30 protein-coding genes are annotated in these 19804 nt (G+C 50.2%); 3 read left to right on the top strand and 27 right to left on the bottom strand.

Going from position 1 to position 19804, the window contains the following annotated elements:
* Positions 1–41 precede the first annotated feature (41 nt).
* The 4 genes from AC1S5B_RS16325 to AC1S5B_RS16340 all read right to left on the bottom strand — a co-directional run bounded on the left by AC1S5B_RS16325 (position 42) and on the right by AC1S5B_RS16340 (position 1994).
* Entirely contained in the window at positions 42–341 is a 300-nt protein-coding gene (locus AC1S5B_RS16325; RefSeq protein WP_482036765.1) for a hypothetical protein, read from the bottom strand.
* Positions 341–667, bottom strand: a complete 327-nt coding sequence (locus AC1S5B_RS16330; protein WP_482036766.1) for a hypothetical protein — start codon at positions 665–667, stop codon at positions 341–343. The genes AC1S5B_RS16325 and AC1S5B_RS16330 overlap by 1 nt, the downstream gene beginning before the upstream one ends.
* Entirely contained in the window at positions 664–1752 is a 1089-nt protein-coding gene (locus AC1S5B_RS16335; protein WP_482036767.1) for a KilA-N domain-containing protein, read from the bottom strand. The genes AC1S5B_RS16330 and AC1S5B_RS16335 overlap by 4 nt, the downstream gene beginning before the upstream one ends.
* Before the next feature lie 86 nt (positions 1753–1838).
* Positions 1839–1994 carry a ribbon-helix-helix domain-containing protein gene (locus tag AC1S5B_RS16340; RefSeq protein ID WP_482037104.1) on the bottom strand — a complete coding sequence of 52 codons (156 nt, stop codon included), beginning with the start codon at positions 1992–1994 and terminating at the stop codon, positions 1839–1841.
* A gap of 230 nt (positions 1995–2224) precedes the next feature.
* On the opposite strand from AC1S5B_RS16340, the gene AC1S5B_RS16345 reads away from it, so the two are divergent.
* Positions 2225–2557 (top strand): hypothetical protein, encoded by a 333-nt coding sequence (locus tag AC1S5B_RS16345; protein ID WP_482036768.1) that lies wholly within the window; start codon positions 2225–2227, stop codon positions 2555–2557.
* A gap of 80 nt (positions 2558–2637) precedes the next feature.
* Here the strand turns inward: AC1S5B_RS16345 and AC1S5B_RS16350 are convergent, their stop codons facing one another.
* Positions 2638–2883: an excalibur calcium-binding domain-containing protein gene (locus AC1S5B_RS16350; RefSeq protein ID WP_482036769.1), complete on the bottom strand. Its 246-nt coding sequence runs from the start codon at positions 2881–2883 to the stop codon at positions 2638–2640.
* A gap of 99 nt (positions 2884–2982) precedes the next feature.
* Between AC1S5B_RS16350 and AC1S5B_RS16355 the strand changes: the two genes are divergently transcribed.
* Entirely contained in the window at positions 2983–3126 is a 144-nt protein-coding gene (locus AC1S5B_RS16355) for a hypothetical protein (protein WP_482036770.1), read from the top strand.
* Positions 3127–3144: 18 nt separating this feature from the next.
* On the opposite strand, the gene AC1S5B_RS16360 is transcribed toward AC1S5B_RS16355, so the two are convergent.
* The 22 genes from AC1S5B_RS16360 to AC1S5B_RS16465 all read right to left on the bottom strand — a co-directional run bounded on the left by AC1S5B_RS16360 (position 3145) and on the right by AC1S5B_RS16465 (position 19425).
* Positions 3145–4398 (bottom strand): CIS tube protein, encoded by a 1254-nt coding sequence (locus tag AC1S5B_RS16360; protein WP_482036771.1) that lies wholly within the window; start codon positions 4396–4398, stop codon positions 3145–3147.
* Positions 4385–4516, bottom strand: a complete 132-nt coding sequence (locus tag AC1S5B_RS16365; RefSeq protein WP_482036772.1) for a hypothetical protein — start codon at positions 4514–4516, stop codon at positions 4385–4387. Before AC1S5B_RS16365 ends, AC1S5B_RS16360 begins: the two co-directional genes overlap by 14 nt.
* 93 nt (positions 4517–4609) lie before the next feature.
* Positions 4610–5341, bottom strand: coding sequence for a glycoside hydrolase family 19 protein (locus AC1S5B_RS16370; RefSeq protein ID WP_482036773.1), 732 nt, complete (start codon positions 5339–5341; stop codon positions 4610–4612).
* A gap of 12 nt (positions 5342–5353) precedes the next feature.
* Positions 5354–5845 carry a hypothetical protein gene (locus tag AC1S5B_RS16375; protein ID WP_482036774.1) on the bottom strand — a complete coding sequence of 164 codons (492 nt, stop codon included), beginning with the start codon at positions 5843–5845 and terminating at the stop codon, positions 5354–5356.
* Between the two features lie 8 nt (positions 5846–5853).
* Positions 5854–7929 carry a hypothetical protein gene (locus tag AC1S5B_RS16380; protein ID WP_482036775.1) on the bottom strand — a complete coding sequence of 692 codons (2076 nt, stop codon included), beginning with the start codon at positions 7927–7929 and terminating at the stop codon, positions 5854–5856.
* On the bottom strand, positions 7929–8132 hold the full coding sequence (locus tag AC1S5B_RS16385) for a hypothetical protein (RefSeq protein ID WP_482036776.1): 204 nt from the start codon (positions 8130–8132) through the stop codon (positions 7929–7931). Before AC1S5B_RS16385 ends, AC1S5B_RS16380 begins: the two co-directional genes overlap by 1 nt.
* Before the next feature lie 19 nt (positions 8133–8151).
* Positions 8152–8550 carry a hypothetical protein gene (locus tag AC1S5B_RS16390; RefSeq protein WP_482036777.1) on the bottom strand — a complete coding sequence of 133 codons (399 nt, stop codon included), beginning with the start codon at positions 8548–8550 and terminating at the stop codon, positions 8152–8154.
* Between the two features lie 76 nt (positions 8551–8626).
* Positions 8627–8794: a hypothetical protein gene (locus AC1S5B_RS16395; RefSeq protein ID WP_482036778.1), complete on the bottom strand. Its 168-nt coding sequence runs from the start codon at positions 8792–8794 to the stop codon at positions 8627–8629.
* Positions 8795–8850: 56 nt separating this feature from the next.
* Positions 8851–9039, bottom strand: coding sequence for a hypothetical protein (locus tag AC1S5B_RS16400; RefSeq protein ID WP_482036779.1), 189 nt, complete (start codon positions 9037–9039; stop codon positions 8851–8853).
* Between the two features lie 4 nt (positions 9040–9043).
* Positions 9044–9481, bottom strand: coding sequence for a hypothetical protein (locus AC1S5B_RS16405; RefSeq protein WP_482036780.1), 438 nt, complete (start codon positions 9479–9481; stop codon positions 9044–9046).
* 91 nt (positions 9482–9572) lie between these two features.
* The gene (locus tag AC1S5B_RS16410) at positions 9573–11060 is read right to left on the bottom strand and encodes a hypothetical protein (RefSeq protein WP_482036781.1); all 1488 of its coding nucleotides are present in this window, start codon (positions 11058–11060) and stop codon (positions 9573–9575) included.
* A 121-nt stretch (positions 11061–11181) separates the two neighbouring features.
* Positions 11182–12324 carry an RNA-guided endonuclease InsQ/TnpB family protein gene (locus AC1S5B_RS16415; protein WP_482036782.1) on the bottom strand — a complete coding sequence of 381 codons (1143 nt, stop codon included), beginning with the start codon at positions 12322–12324 and terminating at the stop codon, positions 11182–11184.
* Between the two features lie 198 nt (positions 12325–12522).
* Entirely contained in the window at positions 12523–12972 is a 450-nt protein-coding gene (locus AC1S5B_RS16420) for a hypothetical protein (protein WP_482036783.1), read from the bottom strand.
* Positions 12973–13043: 71 nt separating this feature from the next.
* Positions 13044–13691, bottom strand: coding sequence for a hypothetical protein (locus AC1S5B_RS16425; protein WP_482036784.1), 648 nt, complete (start codon positions 13689–13691; stop codon positions 13044–13046).
* Positions 13692–13700: 9 nt separating this feature from the next.
* Entirely contained in the window at positions 13701–14186 is a 486-nt protein-coding gene (locus AC1S5B_RS16430) for a hypothetical protein (RefSeq protein ID WP_482036785.1), read from the bottom strand.
* A 262-nt stretch (positions 14187–14448) separates the two neighbouring features.
* Positions 14449–14646, bottom strand: a complete 198-nt coding sequence (locus AC1S5B_RS16435; protein WP_482036786.1) for a hypothetical protein — start codon at positions 14644–14646, stop codon at positions 14449–14451.
* Positions 14643–14978 carry a hypothetical protein gene (locus AC1S5B_RS16440; RefSeq protein ID WP_482036787.1) on the bottom strand — a complete coding sequence of 112 codons (336 nt, stop codon included), beginning with the start codon at positions 14976–14978 and terminating at the stop codon, positions 14643–14645. Before AC1S5B_RS16440 ends, AC1S5B_RS16435 begins: the two co-directional genes overlap by 4 nt.
* Positions 14979–15368, bottom strand: a complete 390-nt coding sequence (locus AC1S5B_RS16445; RefSeq protein ID WP_482036788.1) for a hypothetical protein — start codon at positions 15366–15368, stop codon at positions 14979–14981.
* 17 nt (positions 15369–15385) lie between these two features.
* A complete protein-coding gene (locus AC1S5B_RS16450; RefSeq protein ID WP_482036789.1) occupies positions 15386–16393 on the bottom strand; it encodes a phage major capsid protein in 1008 nt (335 codons plus the stop codon).
* Positions 16394–16428: 35 nt separating this feature from the next.
* Entirely contained in the window at positions 16429–17046 is a 618-nt protein-coding gene (locus tag AC1S5B_RS16455; protein ID WP_482036790.1) for a hypothetical protein, read from the bottom strand.
* 180 nt (positions 17047–17226) lie between these two features.
* Positions 17227–18714 carry a hypothetical protein gene (locus tag AC1S5B_RS16460; protein WP_482036791.1) on the bottom strand — a complete coding sequence of 496 codons (1488 nt, stop codon included), beginning with the start codon at positions 18712–18714 and terminating at the stop codon, positions 17227–17229.
* Between the two features lie 324 nt (positions 18715–19038).
* The gene (locus AC1S5B_RS16465) at positions 19039–19425 is read right to left on the bottom strand and encodes a hypothetical protein (protein ID WP_482036792.1); all 387 of its coding nucleotides are present in this window, start codon (positions 19423–19425) and stop codon (positions 19039–19041) included.
* A 60-nt stretch (positions 19426–19485) separates the two neighbouring features.
* On the opposite strand from AC1S5B_RS16465, the gene AC1S5B_RS16470 reads away from it, so the two are divergent.
* A complete protein-coding gene (locus tag AC1S5B_RS16470) occupies positions 19486–19650 on the top strand; it encodes a hypothetical protein (RefSeq protein WP_482036793.1) in 165 nt (54 codons plus the stop codon).
* Positions 19651–19804 lie beyond the last annotated feature (154 nt).

The raw sequence follows: 19804 nt of genomic DNA on the forward strand, positions 1-19804 counted from the left end.
ATTTGCCAGGGCGTTTGTTGATTCATTTTTGCTTATTCACCTTATTGCTTGCTAGGCAAAGCCCCAACCCGGTTGAAAACAAACCCAACTGAACCACCTAGCAAGTCTGGGTTATTCCTCCACAAGTTGATATCCGATTCAACGGCATCCCTCCCTAGTTTCCAGGCAGCTTCAAACGATGAAACAATCTGGGTTCCTTGCCAAGCAATGGGCAAACCGAAGGGGTCAAAGACGGTTGCGGTGCAGCCTAAACAGTGATTGCCTGAGTTAAACCGCTGCACTGGCACGATGAGATAGCCCTTGTAGTTGAGGGAATAGCGATAAAGAAATAGTTCTTCCATCACGCCACCTCTACTTCGCGGTACTCTTTTAGCTCATCTTCGCCCACATAATCGATGGGGTCTTCGTCAATCAATCGCAACAGCTTTTCTTGGGATGCACCGATCGCATAGTTGACGATGTAGTGCCAGCCCATGAAACCGGAGTGTTTTAGCATCGTGGTGTTGAAGTCGTCGTAATACATCCCGCTGATGGTGCCAACTTTGCCAAGCTTGCCCTCTTTGCCTCGATTTTTTCGATTGACATGAACTTTCTGGAACAGGTTGAACCGGGGCATGGGCACATCAGGCGGAATCACAAATTCAATGGTGTCTTTCAGGGTTTTCATGCGTCTGTCCTCCCTTCCATCGCTAATTCAAGTAGTTGATTTTTCAGTTGTGTCCGCTGTTCTACGTCAAAACCGCCCAGCTTTTCACCCAACGCGATCGCTTTATCCAGCACAAACAGGCGAGATCTAGAAGAACCCGTCACTTCATGTTCGGCTGAGTCTGGCGGGGTCGGGGCTTTCTCTGCTTTCCGGTTTTCCCACTTTTCAGAAATCCGTCGATACAGAGTGGCGGTTTGGCTGGGGAGAGCTTTACCAGTGCGATCGCCCTTCGATAGCAGTTGCACCTGCACTTGTCTGGCGATGGGGCTGTCTAGTGACAACGCCAGCAGCAAAACCGAATGGGGAGTCCATACGTTCAGAACGTTGGCACATTCATGCACCCTCGGATGGCTGCGAAACGCTCTAACCGCTTTGCCTTTGATGGTTCTAAAACCATGCTGCTTTAGTTCGGTTCGTAACCGGGTTTGCACCGCCCGGATGGTTTTAAGCTCCACCTCAAAGAAGAGGATCAGATCTTCGTTGATCACATAAGAGCGGTTGCTATAGCGCATGAAAGCCAGCGGCTTCACCTGGCTGAGCAAATCTACAGCCTGTTGAGGTTTGAATGCTGCTAAGGTTGATTCCCAAAAGGGATTGCTCGTGATCTGTGGGGTGGCTGTGATGGGCTGCGGAGTAATGGTGATGGTTTGGGGCGCGATCTGAGGTTGAGGTTCTGATTTGAGAACTGGGGTTTTGCCCTGAGTCATCCATTCAAATACCCACTTGCTGACCAATACTGCAAACTGAGGGCTGCACCATTGAGCGCAATGAATGGCGATCTGAGGATGTGCCCATGTGCCACCGTTTCGACCAGTTTTGACATAAAGAAGAGAAACTATGGGAAATCCCATACTTTCTTCAGAGACCGTTACGGGATTTCCCGTATCACTCGAAAGCGCCTCCAGGAAGGCTTTTGTGGAATCTAAGCGTAAATAGTCGGTAATCAGCTTTCCGGCTGCTTGACCCATTTTGGTCAAATCGACATAACCGTCTTCAGCACGTTGACCAATTTCAACAGAATTGATTTGGCGGGTAATAATAGACATGGCTTTACCTATGGCTAAACGTTGGTAGGTGGAGTACAAGGCGATCGCTGAGAGGTCTCAATTCGCGGCGATCGCTTCAGACTTTTTTACTTAGCTTTGTTTTCATCGCTTGGGTTATCAGCCTCCTTCATTTGTTCAATCATGAAGCTGAACTGCGATGAAACGGAGCGTTTTTGCTTTTTGCAGTAATCCTGGAACCACTGCAAAAGAGGCTCAGGAATTGTGACACTCGTTCTACTCATTTTTTCGCTCACAGCATGACATCCCAAGACGACATATCTAGTATGCCTGCGGATGTCTTTGTATAACTAAAGTATTATCAGGTAATACTCCGTATTGTCAAGTATTACTCAATATATAAAAATACCGTAAAGTATTACTGAGTATGCCATAATAGACAAAGAGAGAGGGCGATCGCCTGGAAGCAAAACCGCCCTCTCTCACAAACCCTAGTAACAAGGTTCTTAAACCAATGATATCTGCAATTCCGAAATACACACCAGAAAACCCACCCGCTTACGCCATGTTAGATGATGGTTCAGCCATCGTCTTTCAATGGGAGTGGCATTTGGGGCGCACAGTTTACGACATTTATCATGAACGTCGCCAAAACCGTCGCGTCTACCTGGGTCAAATCGAGCGCGATGAAAAGCAGCAGGGCTGGTTCATCACCGAAATCGAGCGTAACAAAATCCCCAAGCTAGAGAGCAATGTCTACCTTGACCCAGTAGAAGCAAGCTGGTTTCTATATGAGCAAAAGCAAGAGCAAAAACTAGCGCAGCGCAAAGCTGAGCTAGCAGCATAGCCCTAGTTTTGGGCATACTTAAACCAGGCACCTAAAACGTTTACAACCCCAAGGCTTTAACAGCCCTGGGGTTTTGTTTATTAGCGTCTAGATTCGCAGCCAATCCCATCTTTATCGCGGTCAAGCTTGTGTGGATCAGGCTGCCTAACCGTAAAATTCTTCTGACTAAAATCTTTACAGTTCAGATCAGGCGGTGCAGGTGGAATGCAGAAATCAGGGTAGGACTTGTCACAGCCGCTAGCCGCCTGCATCGGTTGAGGCGTAAAAGCAGAAAAGGCAAAGGTCAGACACAAACCGATCGCGATGCCACAGAACCATTTGAACATAATAGAAACCTAAAAACGTTTGCAGTTTTAGGGTTCCCCAATGCTCAAATCGCTAACGGACTTTGGGCACTCTAAAATTGTCCAAACAAAGCATCTACCATGACCCGAAGACTCGCCATCATTCTTATCGTTGGACAGATCGCCTTTGATCTAGTCGTTATTGCCAATTTATTTGCTCAAAAGGCTTGGCAAGCGGAAGCCACAGACGTTATGGAAGCGCTGTTACGCAACAGTTCAAAGTAAATCCCCAACCGTTGGGGATTATCTTCTTCTCTTCTTTGGCACCTTTGCAGCTTTCTTCAGCGTGTTTTTATCCGCATCAAATACCTTGCCATCCCACGACCCCACCTTGCCCAACTTTTCGCCCGGACTGCCATCGGGCAATTTTGTAAACATCTCTACGCTCCCAGTTTTCCGGTCAGTTTGAAGCAAATAATTACCCGACTTAATCCGATCGCGCACCGTAGGACTATATTTAGTCTGGTTCGCCTTCAAAAATTCTTGGCTTTTTGTAGAAGCATCCTGAACCTGGCGATCGGTCAACCCGGTCTGAATCGTTTTTTTGCCGTCTTTGCTATCGGCAGTCGTCGCGCCCGGTTGCCCACTGGTGGCAGTCGCCTTCTTTTGGTCACTCACCCACCGCTTCACCGGGTCATCGTCACTCGCAGGAATTTCCTCCAGTGATAGACTCAATTCCACCGTGGCAGGCTCCCCATTTAGCCAGCTTTTCTCAGTCCAGTTGATATCCGTCAGCACACACGGGCGAAAACTCTGATTGCCCCAAATAAAATTCAACACTTTGGGCGCGAGGCTTTGATTTGCCACATCAGGCACCAACAATGCCTGCAATTGTTCCAAAATCGGTCTGAGCGATCGCCCCAGCCTAAACGTTTCCATCAGCAGCCCATCCACCTGCAATTCGCGCCCGGTCGTATGGTAATACTGTTGCGCCTGAGTGGAGGTTGCAGCCGTCACCGCCTGAGCATACACCGCCTTCCGCTTCCATTTCAGCGATTGCGGATTCACTAAAAACGTAAACACAGGTTGCTTATCAGGAGCCGTGCCACTGGTCGCCTCCGCCCCCGGTGGCAATCCCTGAGCAGGGGCGCTCGATTGCAGCAGCCCATCCAAAGCAGTGTTCTTGCTTGTGCCCAATTTGCCGCCTTTCAGCAGTTCATCCAGCCCGTTCGCATCCTTTGGATTAAAGGTGGCAATCTTATCCTGGGCAGCGCGAGTCGGTTCAGGCGGTTTCAGGGGCTTAGGTTTCGCGGTTTGAGGCTCCTCTAATAAATAGGCAAAAATCCGGGCTGTTTTTTCAGCGGGTGGCAGTTGACTTAAAACCGCAGGATTCATCCAGCTTGGAGCCTGCCCTTTCCCTTTTTGCTGCCCACTGCCACTCTGCAAACCGCTGGGATCTGCTAACGCCCCGCCTTGCTCAAACAGGCTATCCAGTTTGCCCGGTGGATTCTGCAAATCCTTAATCACCGCAGGACTCAGACCGCTAAATCCTTCCATCGGGTTTCTCCTCTTTGGGCTTGGGCTTTTCTTCCGGGGGGTAATGCACGTCGCCTATTCGCACCCAGCCCGTTTCCTTCATGCGATCGCTTAAGGGGCGTTCTTCTCGGTCAGCCATCTATCTCGCCAAAATGCTTGCTCTATCTATCTTTCTTGTCCTGCTCTACAAGAGACTCAAAAAAGGGTGGGATATTAAAAGAGTGCTGGGTCGCTAAATCACGTTGCAGCAACGGTTGTAGTAGTAAATGCGATCTTCCAAGTTTGTCAAACCGCCATTGACGCGCCGGGTGATTTGCTCCACAGTGGCATCGCGATCGCATAAATCATTCATGTGGTTATTGCTCCAAAAGAACCCCGCCGAAGTGAACGGATATTTTGCAGCCACATAATTAACGCCCTGCTCAATCACTTTTGGATCAGCGATCGCGTCAGCAAACGCCTGATAGTTGGCCCGTCCGGTTAATTGGATTGCCCCCGCGCCTTTATATTTGCGCCCATCTCCAAACCGCACATTGCCCAAATCTTCGCGCCATTCGTAATCATCACCACTCGCTAATTCTTTGAGCCACTTCAACCCGCCAGATTCATGGGCAATCTGACTGAGGAAATGACGCAGCCGCTGTGAGGTGTTGATTTCGTAGCGATTTAGGCAGCTATTGAGATCCGCTAAAAGCACATCGCTAATAGTTCGCTCAAAGACGTATTCAGCCGTCGCTCTGCTGACAATCCAGGGATTCAAGCCGTGCCAATGCTGATTAAAAATAAACCAAGTTCCCCCGCCATAACCCAGCGTCACTTCAGTATGTCCATTTTTGGCGGCGATCGCACTCACCACGCCAAAAGTTTTCCCAGCATCGACTGCGACTACTTCAGCGGTTGACAGATGGGCAGAGCTAACCGGAGCTTTCTTCAGCTTGGTTGGCACCTTTGCAGTAATTTTCAAAGTTAAACCTCGTTAATTGATTTGGTTGACCGTGATCCATAACTTGCTGCCCTTAGCCTTCAACGATTGCAGCAACGGCACCACGTATTGAGCCAGATCCGCGTTATGCGATCGCACACAGCCCAACGTCGGCACCAACTGCTGCAATGGAGCCAATGGATCGGGCGCTGCGGTTCCACCCCCATGCCAGCAAATTCCACCCCGGTCATAGCGTCTTTCCTGGTTTTCCTGCTCAATCATGTCAATGCAGTGCCTACCGTAAGCGTTCCAAATCGAGGCAGGCTCATTCTGGGATGTGATGATCAACTCCCCAGCCAAATACAACCCCGGTGGCGTATCCCCATTTCGCACACTCCAGCGCGATCCTTCAATCCCTTTGCACAGCGCTGGAATCTTCCAAAGTATTTTTCCGCTTGTGTCGTAGGCTTTCGCCTCGCCAATATATTTGCTCTCCCAGTCGTTGATGATCACATGGACATCGCCTGGGCGAAGGGTAGGTTTCATTATTTTTCCTAGGTTAAAAATCCGCTTTCATACTGGCTATAGGCGCTCGATATCCGCCTCATCACTTCATCTGCCAACGCCCCAACGTCCATCCCGGCGCTTGCCTGAATCGAGATGTTAGGCGCAAACGTGCCGCCTCTTCCCCCATTCACCGCTCCTGCCATTGCGCCCTGCTGCCCACGGTTCAAGATGGCTTCAGAACTATTCGCCATCATCAAACTAGAACCCGATGGCATCGCCCGTGACTCTTTGATCGCCGCGCCCAGCAAACCGCCCAAACCGCTACTAGGCATATATCCCGTCGCAGCGCCGCCCATAATCTTAGAAGCCGCCCCCGACAGCATCGATCCGGCTCCGGCTGCCACCATCCCAGGCACCCCGCCAGCAACCCCGCCAGCGATCGCGCCAATATCGGGCAATTTGATATTGCTAATCGCCTCCTGAATCTTGGCTCCAATCATGTTGAAGAAATTCCCGATCGCGTTCTGGATTCCCTGCACAAAGCTAGTCACCCGCGCCGATGCCCACTCAACTGCCTGAGTAAACTTGGTTTGGATAAACATCACCGCATTGCTACAAAAGCCGCCGATCGCCCCGGTCAGTCCATTCCAAAACCCAACAATTTGAGCAGTGACGACCGGCCATGTTGTTGCAAACCAGGTTGAAATCGTCTGCCAATTCTGGGCAATCAATAGCCCTACTCCGATCAAAAACAGCCCCCCGGCTGCAATCATCAGCACCGGAACCCCAACCAGCGCCCCTGCTACCGCTGAGATTATGCCACCCATCAAGGTAGTCGCCAGTGCTGTTAGTGCAGGCATGGCGATTCCCATCAGCACGACCGCCCCACTCGCTGCAAACCAAGATTGGGGCGATAAGTTAGTGATAAAGGAAACCAACCCCCGACCGATCGCCGTAATCAGCAAGCCGCCAATTTGCGCCGCTCCAGTCCAGGCGCCCAGATTGAACAAAGCTCCTGTCGCACTATTGACAAGTCGCGCTATTCCCTTACCCAAAGCCTCTGGGATCTTCATTGCCCCTTTGAGCAGATTAGCGATCGCAACCTGCTTGCCATCACCCCCCGCATTAATAATCCCCGTCAAGCTTTGCAGCCAATTGGCGATATCCTTCATCCACGCGGCGAAGCTCAGAAACCCGTTCCGCATCGTAATCATTGGATCTTGCCCACCCAAGCCCAAAGCGCTGAGCAATCCCGCCAATGACATCAAAATGCCCTTCTCGCCAATCACGCTATCGAGCGCTGCGGTGATGCCCTCAAATGCCGTCTGCATCCCGTTATCGAGATTATTATCCACATCTCGCAACAGCCCAAACATCCCCACATTCGGGTCAAATAATTTTGTCAGGAATGACTGTTTGATCGCATCAAAACTGGCGTTCATTCGGGCGATCGTGTCATCGGTCAAGGTCATGTCCACGGCTTTGAGAATGACTTCAAGTCGCTTGCCCTTGTCCATCTTGCTGAGGGATTTCCCCTCTTTTTCTTCCATCTTGCCCAGATTCTTAGTCAGGAGCGGGTTGCGTTCCCGGAAAAACTTGAGCTTGGTCAGCTTGTTCGCATCCCGTCCGCCCAAAATCGCCTGCAAGCCCATCGTAGTCTCGGCGATACCCGCGCCACCGCCCACACCCAACGCCCCAAACTTGGAGGTCAGCGACACCACTTGCTTCTCAAACTTGGCAGTGTCAACCCTGCCCCCATTGAGCGCTTTGCTCATATCCATCACATCGTCGGAAACCGTGCGGTAGAGCCTGACATAATCGTCAGTCGTTCCCGGCAGCATCGCCGCTTGCTTTGCAAGTCCTTGGGTGATTTTGTTGTTGAGTTTATCCGCTGTGTCGTACCCCGTGCCCATCACAGACGCAAGGGAACCCACCGCCATGATATTGTCGGTCACCGCTTGAGAGGCTTTGTCTACCGCGCTCATGAACCCACCCGCCGCCTTAGCCGCCAGGTCGAAGCCCATACTCAGCACACCGCCTGCCAACCCACGCCCAATCCCTGCAATCACGGGGCTGGCGTTGTCCACAGCCTCTATAGTTACTTCGACTCTCGATCTAACCATCAGGAGTACTCAGTGTCCTTAAAAACATCGCTGCCATCGCCACCATTGCGCTCACGCTTCAAGTCCAGCCACATCTCAAACAGATACAGCACCTGAGCGATCGCCATCTTTTGAGCACTCACATAAAAATCATTAAAATCGCCACCGCACATCAGCAGCAGCGATTTGGCAATGTCACCGGGCTTAAATAATCGCCCCTGCAACTCGAAAATTACCTCACCATCAGTCGCCTTCGTCGGACAGAAGATCTTCAAGCCGAAAAAATTCAAATACTTTGTTAAACCTCTTCAGATCTGGTGCGAACTTGCGAAGCGGTTTTTTCAATAGCTCTTCATAGCTCACGGTTTTTTTGTCGCCCCAGGCAATGCAGAGCAAAGAGATCAGCTTCATCGCGATCGCTGTTGACCCCGACTTACCGTCTTGCTGCAACACAAACTGTTCAATCTTGGTAATGTCCTCTGTCAGCAGTTCTCGCATGACAATGGGGGTGCCATCAGTCAGGGTAAAGGACACCGAGTTATCGTCGTTTTCTTCGATAAAGAAGCGATCAATCACCTTTTCGGGGGAAGGATCGACGCTGTTGGCTGTTGCAGTCGGTTCAACGATGGGCGTTAGTTTCATGGTTTATAGCTGACAGTGCGACAGGAAAGATGCGGCGATCTGTCGCACACCGCCACATCTAACTTTTGGTTTTGTCCTACCGGGTTCCACCGCCAATTCTGCGATCGGGTATCCCGTCACGCGCTGCGGTGATCACCTCAACTGGAATCAACTGCTTTTGCGGCTCAGCCTGATGCCATTGCACCCAAAAGCCAGCAATCCCAATGATCAGAGCCAATAAAGATAGAGCTAAACGCCAGTTCATCGGTTTTTCTCCAGAGTGTTGATCTGTCAGGAGAAACCGCGATTCAGCGTTTTAATCTATTCCCAGTCCACTCCAGCCGCGATCGCTAGCCCATACCAGATAATCAATAGGCTCACGCCGCCGCCCATCGCAAAGGCAAGCCAGGTGAGCGGGTTTTGGGATAGCCCCATCACGGCTCCAGATATTTCGCCTACGCCTAGAAGGGCGATCGCGAGTCCAATGGTGATCCGTGCAGATTTAGGCATGAGTTTAAGCCCACTGCCAATCATCAACGCTCAAGTGGATCTCCAGCATCGAAACATCTTTGCCTTTGGCATCGACTTCAAAGCCTTTGAGTAGGATGATCCGACAGCCCAACAAGGTCAGCTTTTTATTGCCATACTGTCTGATTTCGCCACAGCGTTTGATCGGCTGAATGGTAACGGTAATCTCGGTTTCGAGGTCGCAATACTCTTGGCAAAGCGTCAACAGAGCGTCATCAAAAACCGGATCAAAGGGCTTTTCTAGTTTGAGGTCATCAATTTGCGACATCCCGCGAATTTTCTTCATCCGCTTGGAGATGCCATCTGAATACTCGGTGGATTCAAATTTTTCCTCTAATCCACTGCATTTCGTAAAATAGCCCTGGACATCGGAGATAGTGACCAGATAATCGCTCTGGGAGAGCGGTTTTAAAGTTGTTGGCATGGGTTTTTTGGGGTAAATAAAAAGCGATCGCCGTGGGAGGCGATCGCGTGGGGTGACTACTGAGCTAGGGGTCTACACCTTGTTGATGTCCTTATCGGTTAGCAAATGCTTGTTGAACGACAGTTTGAATTTGCCCGATCGGAGTGCGGATCACGTTGATAAACAAGCGCTCCATCGTGGGCACGGGCACCACCCACAGATCCGCCCTCACGATGCCAGCTTCCAAATCCAGTGCAGGATTATTGCGGGTTGAAACCTCTGTGTGAAATGCATCTGTGGGGCGCTGCCCATACAACGCATTGCCAATCCACAGGCGGTAACAAATTTGGTTTATCGTCTCAGCAATCCGAGTGAACAGAATCCCTTGCCCATCGATCGCGCTAAAAATCAACGTATCAAAAGCGTGTTTCAGCGTCCCTGACAAGATGTTGAGAATGATCCGAGTATTCACGAATCTGTAATACGGGCTGCTGCTGCGAGTGCGAGAACCCCACGCCACGATGCCTTTATTCGGCAGATTGCGAATCGCATTGATACCCAGCGGGTTGCCAATTTCTTGATGAGCTTTCGTGACTTTGTACGCCACATCCTTCACGCCCTTCACCGGAAATTTTGCACCCGCAGGTGGCTCTTGGAACCCCTCATTGCGATAGCGACGGATTGCCAGACCCGCGATCGCCATCGATGGCGGAATCACAGAATCCTCTAAATCCACGACATAGGGGAAGAAATAAGCAATGTGCCCTCTAGGGCTGGTGTATAGCTGCCCTTCGGTCACGGCTTTCGCGTGAGTGTTAATCGTCTCGAATGGACCTGAATCAATAAACGCCATCCAGTCAAAACCTTCTTTGGAGGCTAAATTTTCCATGGCGACTGCAACAGACGTGCGATCGCTCTGATTAGTCAATGTGGCGAAAAACTCAGGAGCGCAGAGAAACCCTTGCACCATCTCGTCATCAAAGGCATTTTCACACGCCCAGACTGCATCCAAGTGGCTCACGTTTTCAGCCAAATCAGCACCGATCGTCATGGTTGAACCGACTGGAGCCGTCGCACCCGTCACCGTAAAGGTCGCAGTTTCTGCAGATCGCCCCCGAATCCGTAGCTTGTTGTCACCGACCGATGCATCGTAGGCAAACACGGTGGCATTAATGGCATTGTTGGCATTAATCGCATTCACCAGCGCCACCGCGATTTCAGGGTTGCTGGGTGTGGCATCGGCATAAGCAACGGTGACCGTGGTTCCCGCGATCGTAAGGCTGTAATCGCCTTCTACTGGGCTAGTGATGGTGATTTCGTGTACTTGGGGCGATCGCGCATTGACGAAAAACAGCACGCCATTGGGATTGTTGATAAAGTACAGCTTCACCATTTGGAGGCTGGAACTGCTACCAAATTGGTTGGTAAAATCTTCAGCGCTGATCACCTGAGTAGGGGCATTGTATTCCCCTAGGGGTGCGGTTCCAATGAGGTATGTGGCATTGAAGGGGGCAAGTTCTACAGGGAGAAAACCTTGTTCCTGCGCGAAAACGTAAGTGCCCGGAGCAAGAACAATGTTGGAATTGAGAGTATTAACCATAGTGGGGTTTCCAATAAAAAACCCCGCTTTTGAGGCGGGGTGAAGGGTAGAGATTGAGGCTTTATTCTTTAGAATTTGTCCGAGCTAAATCAAGATCGCATCGTGAAAGAACCCTCGTCAACTAACCGCACCCACAAGGGGATGCGGCTTGGCTCTGGGAACCGAGAGTCCCCGAACCATGAGGAGCATTGACTGACCCCTGTTCCCCCGTCTCAATTTGAGCAAGGGAAAGAATGTAGTTATCTCGCACATTCACCGCAGCATTGATGTCTGCGTGTGCCGTATAGCCGCAAGAGCCACAACGGAATCGAGATTTCTTGCGGTTCGCACTACTGCGATGCCCACACCGAGAACATTTCTGGCTGGTGTATCGAGCATCCACAAAAACAACACGTTTCCCAAGCGCCTCAGCTTTATAGGAAAGGAATTGCTCAAACTGATAGAAGCTCCAACTAGAGAGCCACTTATTGAGCTTTTTACCCCGTCGCTGAGTGCGAATGCCTGACAAATCCTCTAACACGAAAACTGTGTAATCAGACTGCCTAGCAAGCTTCTTGGTTGCACAATGGTTAACGTCTCGCATGAACCGCTTCTCTCTGCCTGACATCGCCCGTAGACGACGCTTTGCGCTTCGAGTGCTTTTTTGCTGCAACTTACGCCGATTGTACAAATACCGTCTTTGGGTAGCACGAACTTTGTTGGAGCTAAAGAACTGACCGTCCGAGGTTGTTGCCAGATGGTACAACCCTCGGTCAATTCCTTGAGCGTTATCGTTTTGAACTTCAGGCGTTTCAGCTTCAAACACCAACCTCACCCAAAACTGCTTACTTTGCTTTGAGTAGGTCAGCGTAGCCGCGCAAAACTCCCAGGTTTCAAATATTTCCTTAAAGTGTTCTGGCACATTCAGGATGAGCTTTTCACGCTTGCCGATGCACGAAAGGGTTAATTGATGACCTCTCAGTGTCATGGTGCGTTTGTCGTACCTTAATCCTGATGTCGGCTTCTTCTTCGGATGCCTCTTGAACTTAGTCGCCTTAACTGCCTCCATTGCGTTATCCCGAATCGTTTGCACCAATGCTGATGGTACGTTGGGGTATTGTGCTCTGAGGTCAGCATACAAGGCTTTGTGAGCTTTGTTTTTGTTCCACGTCCGTTCCTTCAACGCCCAATCAACGTGCTGATTAAAGATGTCAGCACAAAACCCCATCAAAGGCAGAAACCTTTCACGGGGTAAGTTGACGGGAATAGAGACGGTACGCTTCATTCCTCGCACCACCGTTCAACAAACGAGTTGAACACATACTCATCAAGATCAGTTCGCATTGAGGGCTGTTGAATGCTTGACGGTTGAAACACTTCAGTCTCTACTTTTTTAACAATCTGCTTTTTGCAAAGCAGGCAGGTGACTTTTGCTGCGTTTGTTGTACTTGAAAGAACACTGCTAGACCATCGAGAGCCTGACTTACAAGGAATCCCTTTCAGATGAATTTTGTTCATTTGTTTTGATTTGGTCAACATAGTCTGAAACCTTATCTTGAGCCTGCGCCAGCAAGATAACTGCCTCGGTTAGCAATGGATGACAGCCCGATTCTTCTACGGTTTGCTTGGCTTGCCACACAGCAAGTTCAGAGGGAACAAGCAAGTCAAGGCGATTGCGACGAGGTATCTCGTTTGAGTTTTCATGCGTTTTATTCAAAATATTTTCAGGGATCTGAGTCAGCGCTGCTAATCTTTGAAGCCTCCACTCCGAGTACTCAAGCTTGCCGCCTTCAAGTAAATATTCGTTGTAATCATTCCAGTCTGGCGGAGATTGTATGTTCAATGGTTTCAAGTCTTCTGGCTTATTCCAGTCATCGTCAGGTCGAACCAAGCTATTAAGCTCTGATCTAAGCTTTTCGGCAATATCTTTCAACTCTGAATTATTGGCAAACCCAGGAGCTACTAAATGCCTAGGAGTAAGGCGATTATTAAAAATTCCAAAATCTAATCTCCTAAAATATCAATCTTAATTTCCTGGTCTTTGATGTAAGTAGATGGATCATCAGGGTTAAGTGGGAACGTTGCCCGATATAGCCCGGTGCGAATTTCGTTGATTTCAATGGGCGGTGTGGTTTCTGTTAATGTCGCAGGCTGCAACACATCAAAGCCCGTGAACTGACCGGGTTCAAGGTCGGCGGCACTGGCAACAAACTTAATCTTCATTTCCAGCCGCCCGACAATCAGCCAGTCCTGATCCTCCCCTTCCACCCGATTGATGCTCACCGGGCTGGCAACATTATCCACTTCAATGTGTAAAATTCCATCCCAGAGCGCCGCAGGGTTAGCGATCGCGTACTCCGATAAAAAGCAAATCAAGTTTTCCACCGATGACACAGGCAGTTGATGTTTTGCCGCTTTCCCGCTGAAACGGTAAAGCAGCCCATAGGTAAAGCGCCCCTCGCCTTCGGTGTAGCCCTCCGCCATCATCAGCCCAAAATCTTTGACCGGGATCTCCACCGCTGCATTGGCAGGGTAGCGAACCCCAGCAATCACCGTGGGCACATTTCGAGGTGCGTCTAAATCCCACACGTCAATTCGCACCATACTGCCCAGCCAAGCACGAATGCCGTCTCGTAGGAGTTTGATGCTCATATTGCGGGATTAGTAAGAGATTTCGTTGTTGCCAATCGTGTCGTCTGGGCGATCGCGGTATCCCCGCAAAATCAGCGTCCAGATCGTGTCTTCCTTGTCGTCAATCGTCAGCAGTTTGCAGAAAATTCCACTGGCGGGTTCTTGAGTCACAGGGTTATAAAGCACTTCCCCATCTGCCATTGAGGGATTGATCACGTAAAACAGCACATCTTTTTCAAGAAAATCGCGGCTGTATTCCCGTGGCACTTCTGCCTTAAAGTCGTTCTGGGCAATGATGATGCTGTTGTTGCCACCGCCAATATTCATCCCCACATATTTGGGCGAGACTGTTACCACCTTGACCGCCTCAAACACCTCATCGGTATGAGTTTCGAGCAGATCATCATCTAGCTCGACATGACGAACTAGGAGATTATTGAAGGTCGGGACTCCCAAACGAACTGGGATCGCATTGAGCCTAGCCCGGAGCGCCGTCATCCGCTGAATCAACGCCATTAGTCTTTCTCGCCCCGAATGCGTTCAGCGATCGCATCCATCAGCAAGTCGTTTTCTAGCACTGCCAAGGCAATGATCAAGGTGGAAAGAATAGCCATAAACATAGTTTTGCCTCAAGTTCCCCAACCGTTGGGGATTTAGGAGAATACTTTGATAGCAGCGAATTACCGTCTTGCGCTAAGGCAGTAACAAAATACAAACGTTATTACGGCGGCGGTCACAAAAGCGTCAAGCCAGCTTCCATCCGTTGCAATGATTTCTGTCATGGGCTATCAAACACCTTCACAGCCGCGATCGCGTACTCATTCGCCAGAGCAGCCGCTTCATCAGCAGGCGTTCCCTTGGCAGCTAGAGCAGCCACGACTGCGACAAAAATCTGTTGTTTGACGGAGTTGCCAACTCCACTAGAATCGTCCGGCTTTGGGGCTTCGGGTTTGGGTTTGGGAGTTGCTGTCGTCATTTAAGTGCCTTATCAATTTCTTTAGAGATTCGATCTGAGAAGTAGCTGCCAATTTCATCGAGCGATCGCTGAGCCATAAACCGCCCTTCCATCTTGCTGGTTCCTTCCTCTACATATATAGAGTAGGGAATCTCGTTAAAGATGGTGTTGATTTTGTCCGTTTCCCACCAAGCTTGAAGCAGCCCTGTGTCTACAGGCGTTTTCACCTGGATGATCGCCTGCCCATAGTCGAGGGTTTCTTTTTTGGCAGCGGCGATCGCCCGTGCGGTGAGATTGGGTGCGAATAGTGGACCCGATATCCGCTTCATCGAAACCCGAACAGTTGCGCCCATTTACCAGTAGCTCACTTGCGAAATGGATCGACCGCCACCGCAATATTTGTTGTATTGCAAAGGGATGCCCAGTAAATGTGCCAACTCCTTCAAGGTTCTTGACCCCTCGCCTTTAAGGTGAGCAACGTGCTGTCCGTAGCTCAAACGCAGGTTCCCCACCGTTTGAGCCATCGAGTCACTTTGCGCTGCTTTCAGCTTGGCATCAATGCCACCCGAATCCCCCAGCACCTCATTGGCAGGACGGGTTAAATCGTCTAGCAATTCCAGGGCATGGTCGATGACCGCTTGCGATCGCGCTTCCTCTAACTCCGTCGTCAAAATATTGGCAAGGGAGCCATAGCCAAGCACGACCCGCAGCTTATCTTGCTGGGGCTGGGTAAAGTTGGGCATTTAATCTACGCTTGAATTTACGCTTGGATGATGTCTTTGAGAACTGCCATGCACTTAGGCTGGCGAACTTGTAGCTGAGGCTGAAGCGAGATTTCCATCTTCAGCGCGTGGGGGTTGTTGGAAGGCAATTCAGCCACCAAGAAGTTCAAGCCCATCGTTTTCTCAGGGTTAGCCATCGCGCCCACGATTTTGCCTTCCTGGTTGGTCATGACGCGAGAATCGCCCAGGCTGTAGGTTTTCACCTTCAACTTAGATAGATCCAAAAAATAGATCGTGTTGTTGGGGCAAGCGACATCTTCAATGATGGGGGTGCGACGATAGGCGTGACCAGAAAAACCAATGTCGGCAATTCCGTTGACCTGGTTCACGGTCAAGCTGCGCTCTGTATTAAACAGATCTTCATACTTTTTGACCATTTCAGGCGTGGTGTAGATGTGGGTATACATCCCGCCACGACGTTTGATCGCAGTATCTAGATCGTCCATCAGCTTTTTAGTTAGCGCACGGGGGATGCCAGCGTTCGCCTGAACTGTTGCACTCCACTCGCTGTAAGTTGCGGCGGGGATGCCAGCATAAGCCACGTTAGTCGCCACGTTATCCAGGCCGAAAACCCCATGAGACGCGGCGTTCCCCGTGCCTGTGTAAAGCACTTGGTTCAGGCTAGGCAAGATGATTTCAAACGCCCGTTCAATGTGAGTGGCAAACAGAGAGCGGAGGGCGCGAGGTGCAGTGCGTTTCGCTTCAACGATCTTGGTACGCAGAACAGAGAAGCCATGACCCAAGACGCGATCGCCAATAGCTAGAACCGCTTGCTTGGTTTCATCGGTGGCATTAGTGGAAGCGTCCGCAGTGGTCGCACGACCCGAAGCCACGCCGCCGCCAACGGTTACGTCCCACTGGATTTGAGATTGGTATTCATCCTCTTTTTGGAGGTTGGATAGCAATACGTAAGGGCGGAATTCGACCTTTTCGATTTCTTCTTCAATCAACAGGGAAAGGGCTTCTAACGGGGTTAGGGTACTCATGGGCTATAGGTTTGGGTGTGTTGTAGGGTAAAAATTTAGAACGCAGCCATCAGCGCATCGGTAGACCCGCTTTTTTCGGTGACTGCTGGGGGGGGTGTTTTGGACTCGACAGAACCCGCGCCCTGTGTACCTGAGGGCGGCAAAAATGCTTTTCCCTCATCGGTTTGGAGGTAGGAAGAGACCGCATCGTTTAAGGTCAGGACTTTATCGCCTTGAGCCACAAACCAGCCCCCATTCTCAGATTTGAGATTGTCGCCATATTCCAGGCGCAATACTTTTTCGAGTAACGAAGGGTTGAGGGTTTTGGCACCCGCGATCGTGCTTGCCAGGGCAGCATTACGGCTGGCGGCTAAAGTTTCTCTGTCCTTGCGATCGCCATCTTCTTTAAGAGCAGAAATCAGCTTAGTTTGCTCACTCAATTGAGCCTGCAATGCCTTAAGGGTTAATTTTCCTTCCTCAGTGGACTTTGCGGGGGGTTCATCGTCAGTTTTTGGATCTTCTTTGGCAGGCTGAATCGAGTCGAGAGTTTTTTTAACATCACGAGTAATGGATGCAGCTAAGCCAGCATTTTTCTGATCGATTTGAGTGAGAAGTGATTTGCCGTGATCCTCTAGAGATGCTGCAATCAGCGCCTTTACCTGCTCTTCGTCCATGATTGAAAATTCCTGTATGGATATCCGCAGCATCCGTTGCGGTTGGTTTGTCCGGTTTGTGCCTCACGGTTGGCATTGAAAAAGCGATCGCCCAAAACAGAAGGGGGCGATCGCAATCTGTACTACTTGTCATGACCAACTTTTCGTTAAAAGCGCTCTGTTCTATTTATTGAGCTTGTCCTAAACTTCTGGCAGTCGGGTAAAAATCGCCTCAAGTTCCCCATTGATCTGCTCTTGCTGCTCGGCACTGGCATTTTTCACCAGCAAACTTGCCAACTGCTGATAGAACAGTTTCAACGCTGTGGGGGGAATGAATTCAGCCACATTCTGAAGTTCCACCGCGATCGCCATCGCCGTTTCCAGCGAATCCACATCAAAAGAGTCAAGACCGCTAACTGAGTAGCCTTCTACTTCCTTGGGCGATCGCCCTGCCACCGCGCCCACCAATTGCAGCAAATCTTGATAAGCAGCGCAGAGAATCTGACCATAGGCTCTCAGCAGCAATTCGGCTATCACAAAGTTCATTTTTTTGCTGATACCCGACTGCTCTACCGCCCCTTTAGTGGATGATGCCCTGGCAGATCCGATCGCGTCCTGCACATAATTTCTGATTTCTTCTAATAAATCAGACACCGTTCTAACCGATGAACCCGCCGCCTCGGAAAACCCGAAACTGCCCTTAATCACATACTGATTCCCGGTTTTCAGTTCCTCATCATCCACAAACGTATTATCAAGATCATTGTCTGGTGTGGTGTGCGGAACCCAGGTTCTCTGAACGTATCCCGCCATCAGCGCCGTGTCATAGCGCGAGTTTTCCAGGTTGAGGTGTTCCAACGCCTTCAAATAAACTTGATCAGTCACCCACAAATCTTGAGGCAACTGCACCCGAACTATCGGCAACCTGCCCACGCCATGAGGAATGAACCGAGTGCGAGAGACTTTGGCAACCTCCCCCGAATCAACCGATTCACCCTGCTCATTGAGGATTTCAGCGATCGCCCCATTCTTTCCCAGTTTGACAATCGCCTGATATTTCGCCACATGAGTTTCGTCTACAAATGTCCAACACGCCTGAGTCAGCGCAGGTTTGAGCGGGTCAGTTTGAGCGGTTAGCTGCCTAATTTTCAGCCATTCCACCTCATTTTCTTGGCTATCTTCTCCCCAGTTTGTTATCTCCAACGGCGTGTAGAGGCATACATAAGGAGATAAGCCCAAATACTCTTCTTGCTGTTTGGTAGCGGGTTTGACCTCGCTATAAGGTTTTTCAACGTGCAAATAGCCACAGCCAAACTTAAGCAGGGTGCGGAATAGGTCACTGATCAGCGTTTTTTCATCCCGCCGTCCGCCCGTGTTTTCTCGAAACGTGTTCCAAAACTTATCCTTATCCGGCAGCCCCGATAGCGTCAGCGCCCCGCTTGCCAGCTTGCTCACCTGTTGGGCGATCGCCCCGCCTAAGCAATTCGTATAGGTAAATCGTTCAAGTCGGATTTTATAAAGCTCAGGATCTTCCCCTGGGCGTGACTTGAGGTAAGCCGCCTTCTTCCGCTCAATCCGATTGCCCCCGGCACACAGATCGTCAATCTTCATCAGCGTGGGCGCAACTTCGGTGTAAGTCGGATGCTGACTCTCAAGAATTTTCAGTGTCAGAGTTTCTGGATAATCCATTGGGCAAAGGGGCGAAAAAGCTGCGCTTAGATAAATCAACGCGTTCATCCTTTGCTTTTGTCCGATCATCCCCAACTGGCACACTCGAATCTGGACTAACAGGCAACGTACTACAACCCTGGACTAAAGTTGGACGGATTTTCATGTCACACGATGTAACACGCCTCCTTCAAACCCCGATTCTCTCGTTGGGGCGCTAGTCCAAAATCCTTAAAATTCAAAACCGCTCAAACCTATACAGGCAAAAGGCTTGAGCGGTTTTTGGGGGCTTTGACTAATTGCTCTATAGGCAATGAGTCAGAGTGGACTTTTTCGTAGTAACTGTCACAAGGCAGATTCAGCAAGCCTTGTGACCAACTTTTTGAATGCCCGAATTGAAGCTGCTCGATCGCGGATCGCAATTCTGGGCACAAGATAGGAGATCGCCTCCTTCACCCGTTCATCGCAGCTAGACTCTTTGGGTAGCTGAGATTTTAACTCGATCGCCACAGACGGCAAACTATCCACCCACAGCTTCTCTTCAACTGCTTGTCGCACGTAATCTTGAGCGTTTGGCATATCTTTGAGTGCTGCTCGAACCTTAGACGAGAAGCGAATAGAAATTGGAGACTCACCATGCTTGGTTCCTGCCCCTTTGCCCTGAAACTGAGTATCACTGCTAGGCATAATCAAAACCGGATTCAATAACTCCATACTAACCCATGTACTCACGGAAAAAGTTCAGTGTGTACACGGATGTTTTAGTGTGTGTACACGGACTATATTTGATTCATGGAAACGAACGAGGGCAAAAAAATGGCGAGTTTGACGAAGAGCTTGAAGGCGACGGTGGCACACGCCCAGGAGCGCAAAGAGGCGCTGGCTGAGGCGATGACGATGGCAAGCCTGGAGGCGCAAATCGCGGAAGCGAGGCTACGGGATGACGGGCTGCTGTGACGGGGATCGCTGGGGATCGGGGCGCAACGCCCCGCCTCACACAAACTTCACGCAATCTTTTTGAAAACTTTAATGCAGCGATCGCAGCGACGAATCGATCCCAGTCCCAAGCCTGGATAAATGCAGAGGGGAGTCAAAGCCCAACACTTCACGG

Source organism: Leptolyngbya sp. CALU 1928 (assembly GCF_056784215.1).

Coding starts and splice junctions, on each gene's coding strand:
- AC1S5B_RS16360 (WP_482036771.1), bottom strand. CDS start 4,398: ATGGAAGGATTTAGCGGTCTGAGTCCTGCGGTGATTAAGGATTTGCAG.
- AC1S5B_RS16330 (WP_482036766.1), bottom strand. CDS start 667: ATGAAAACCCTGAAAGACACCATTGAATTTGTGATTCCGCCTGATGTG.
- AC1S5B_RS16345 (WP_482036768.1), top strand. CDS start 2,225: ATGATATCTGCAATTCCGAAATACACACCAGAAAACCCACCCGCTTAC.
- AC1S5B_RS16445 (WP_482036788.1), bottom strand. CDS start 15,368: ATGCCCAACTTTACCCAGCCCCAGCAAGATAAGCTGCGGGTCGTGCTT.
- AC1S5B_RS16325 (WP_482036765.1), bottom strand. CDS start 341: ATGGAAGAACTATTTCTTTATCGCTATTCCCTCAACTACAAGGGCTAT.
- AC1S5B_RS16335 (WP_482036767.1), bottom strand. CDS start 1,752: ATGTCTATTATTACCCGCCAAATCAATTCTGTTGAAATTGGTCAACGT.
- AC1S5B_RS16435 (WP_482036786.1), bottom strand. CDS start 14,646: ATGACGACAGCAACTCCCAAACCCAAACCCGAAGCCCCAAAGCCGGAC.
- AC1S5B_RS16440 (WP_482036787.1), bottom strand. CDS start 14,978: ATGGGCGCAACTGTTCGGGTTTCGATGAAGCGGATATCGGGTCCACTA.
- AC1S5B_RS16425 (WP_482036784.1), bottom strand. CDS start 13,691: ATGAGCATCAAACTCCTACGAGACGGCATTCGTGCTTGGCTGGGCAGT.
- AC1S5B_RS16450 (WP_482036789.1), bottom strand. CDS start 16,393: ATGAGTACCCTAACCCCGTTAGAAGCCCTTTCCCTGTTGATTGAAGAA.
- AC1S5B_RS16355 (WP_482036770.1), top strand. CDS start 2,983: ATGACCCGAAGACTCGCCATCATTCTTATCGTTGGACAGATCGCCTTT.
- AC1S5B_RS16395 (WP_482036778.1), bottom strand. CDS start 8,794: ATGAACTGGCGTTTAGCTCTATCTTTATTGGCTCTGATCATTGGGATT.
- AC1S5B_RS16380 (WP_482036775.1), bottom strand. CDS start 7,929: ATGGTTAGATCGAGAGTCGAAGTAACTATAGAGGCTGTGGACAACGCC.
- AC1S5B_RS16460 (WP_482036791.1), bottom strand. CDS start 18,714: ATGGATTATCCAGAAACTCTGACACTGAAAATTCTTGAGAGTCAGCAT.
- AC1S5B_RS16410 (WP_482036781.1), bottom strand. CDS start 11,060: ATGGTTAATACTCTCAATTCCAACATTGTTCTTGCTCCGGGCACTTAC.
- AC1S5B_RS16455 (WP_482036790.1), bottom strand. CDS start 17,046: ATGGACGAAGAGCAGGTAAAGGCGCTGATTGCAGCATCTCTAGAGGAT.
- AC1S5B_RS16415 (WP_482036782.1), bottom strand. CDS start 12,324: ATGAAGCGTACCGTCTCTATTCCCGTCAACTTACCCCGTGAAAGGTTT.
- AC1S5B_RS16365 (WP_482036772.1), bottom strand. CDS start 4,516: ATGGCTGACCGAGAAGAACGCCCCTTAAGCGATCGCATGAAGGAAACG.
- AC1S5B_RS16405 (WP_482036780.1), bottom strand. CDS start 9,481: ATGCCAACAACTTTAAAACCGCTCTCCCAGAGCGATTATCTGGTCACT.
- AC1S5B_RS16400 (WP_482036779.1), bottom strand. CDS start 9,039: ATGCCTAAATCTGCACGGATCACCATTGGACTCGCGATCGCCCTTCTA.
- AC1S5B_RS16430 (WP_482036785.1), bottom strand. CDS start 14,186: ATGGCGTTGATTCAGCGGATGACGGCGCTCCGGGCTAGGCTCAATGCG.
- AC1S5B_RS16375 (WP_482036774.1), bottom strand. CDS start 5,845: ATGAAACCTACCCTTCGCCCAGGCGATGTCCATGTGATCATCAACGAC.
- AC1S5B_RS16390 (WP_482036777.1), bottom strand. CDS start 8,550: ATGAAACTAACGCCCATCGTTGAACCGACTGCAACAGCCAACAGCGTC.
- AC1S5B_RS16470 (WP_482036793.1), top strand. CDS start 19,486: ATGGAAACGAACGAGGGCAAAAAAATGGCGAGTTTGACGAAGAGCTTG.
- AC1S5B_RS16340 (WP_482037104.1), bottom strand. CDS start 1,994: ATGAGTAGAACGAGTGTCACAATTCCTGAGCCTCTTTTGCAGTGGTTC.
- AC1S5B_RS16350 (WP_482036769.1), bottom strand. CDS start 2,883: ATGTTCAAATGGTTCTGTGGCATCGCGATCGGTTTGTGTCTGACCTTT.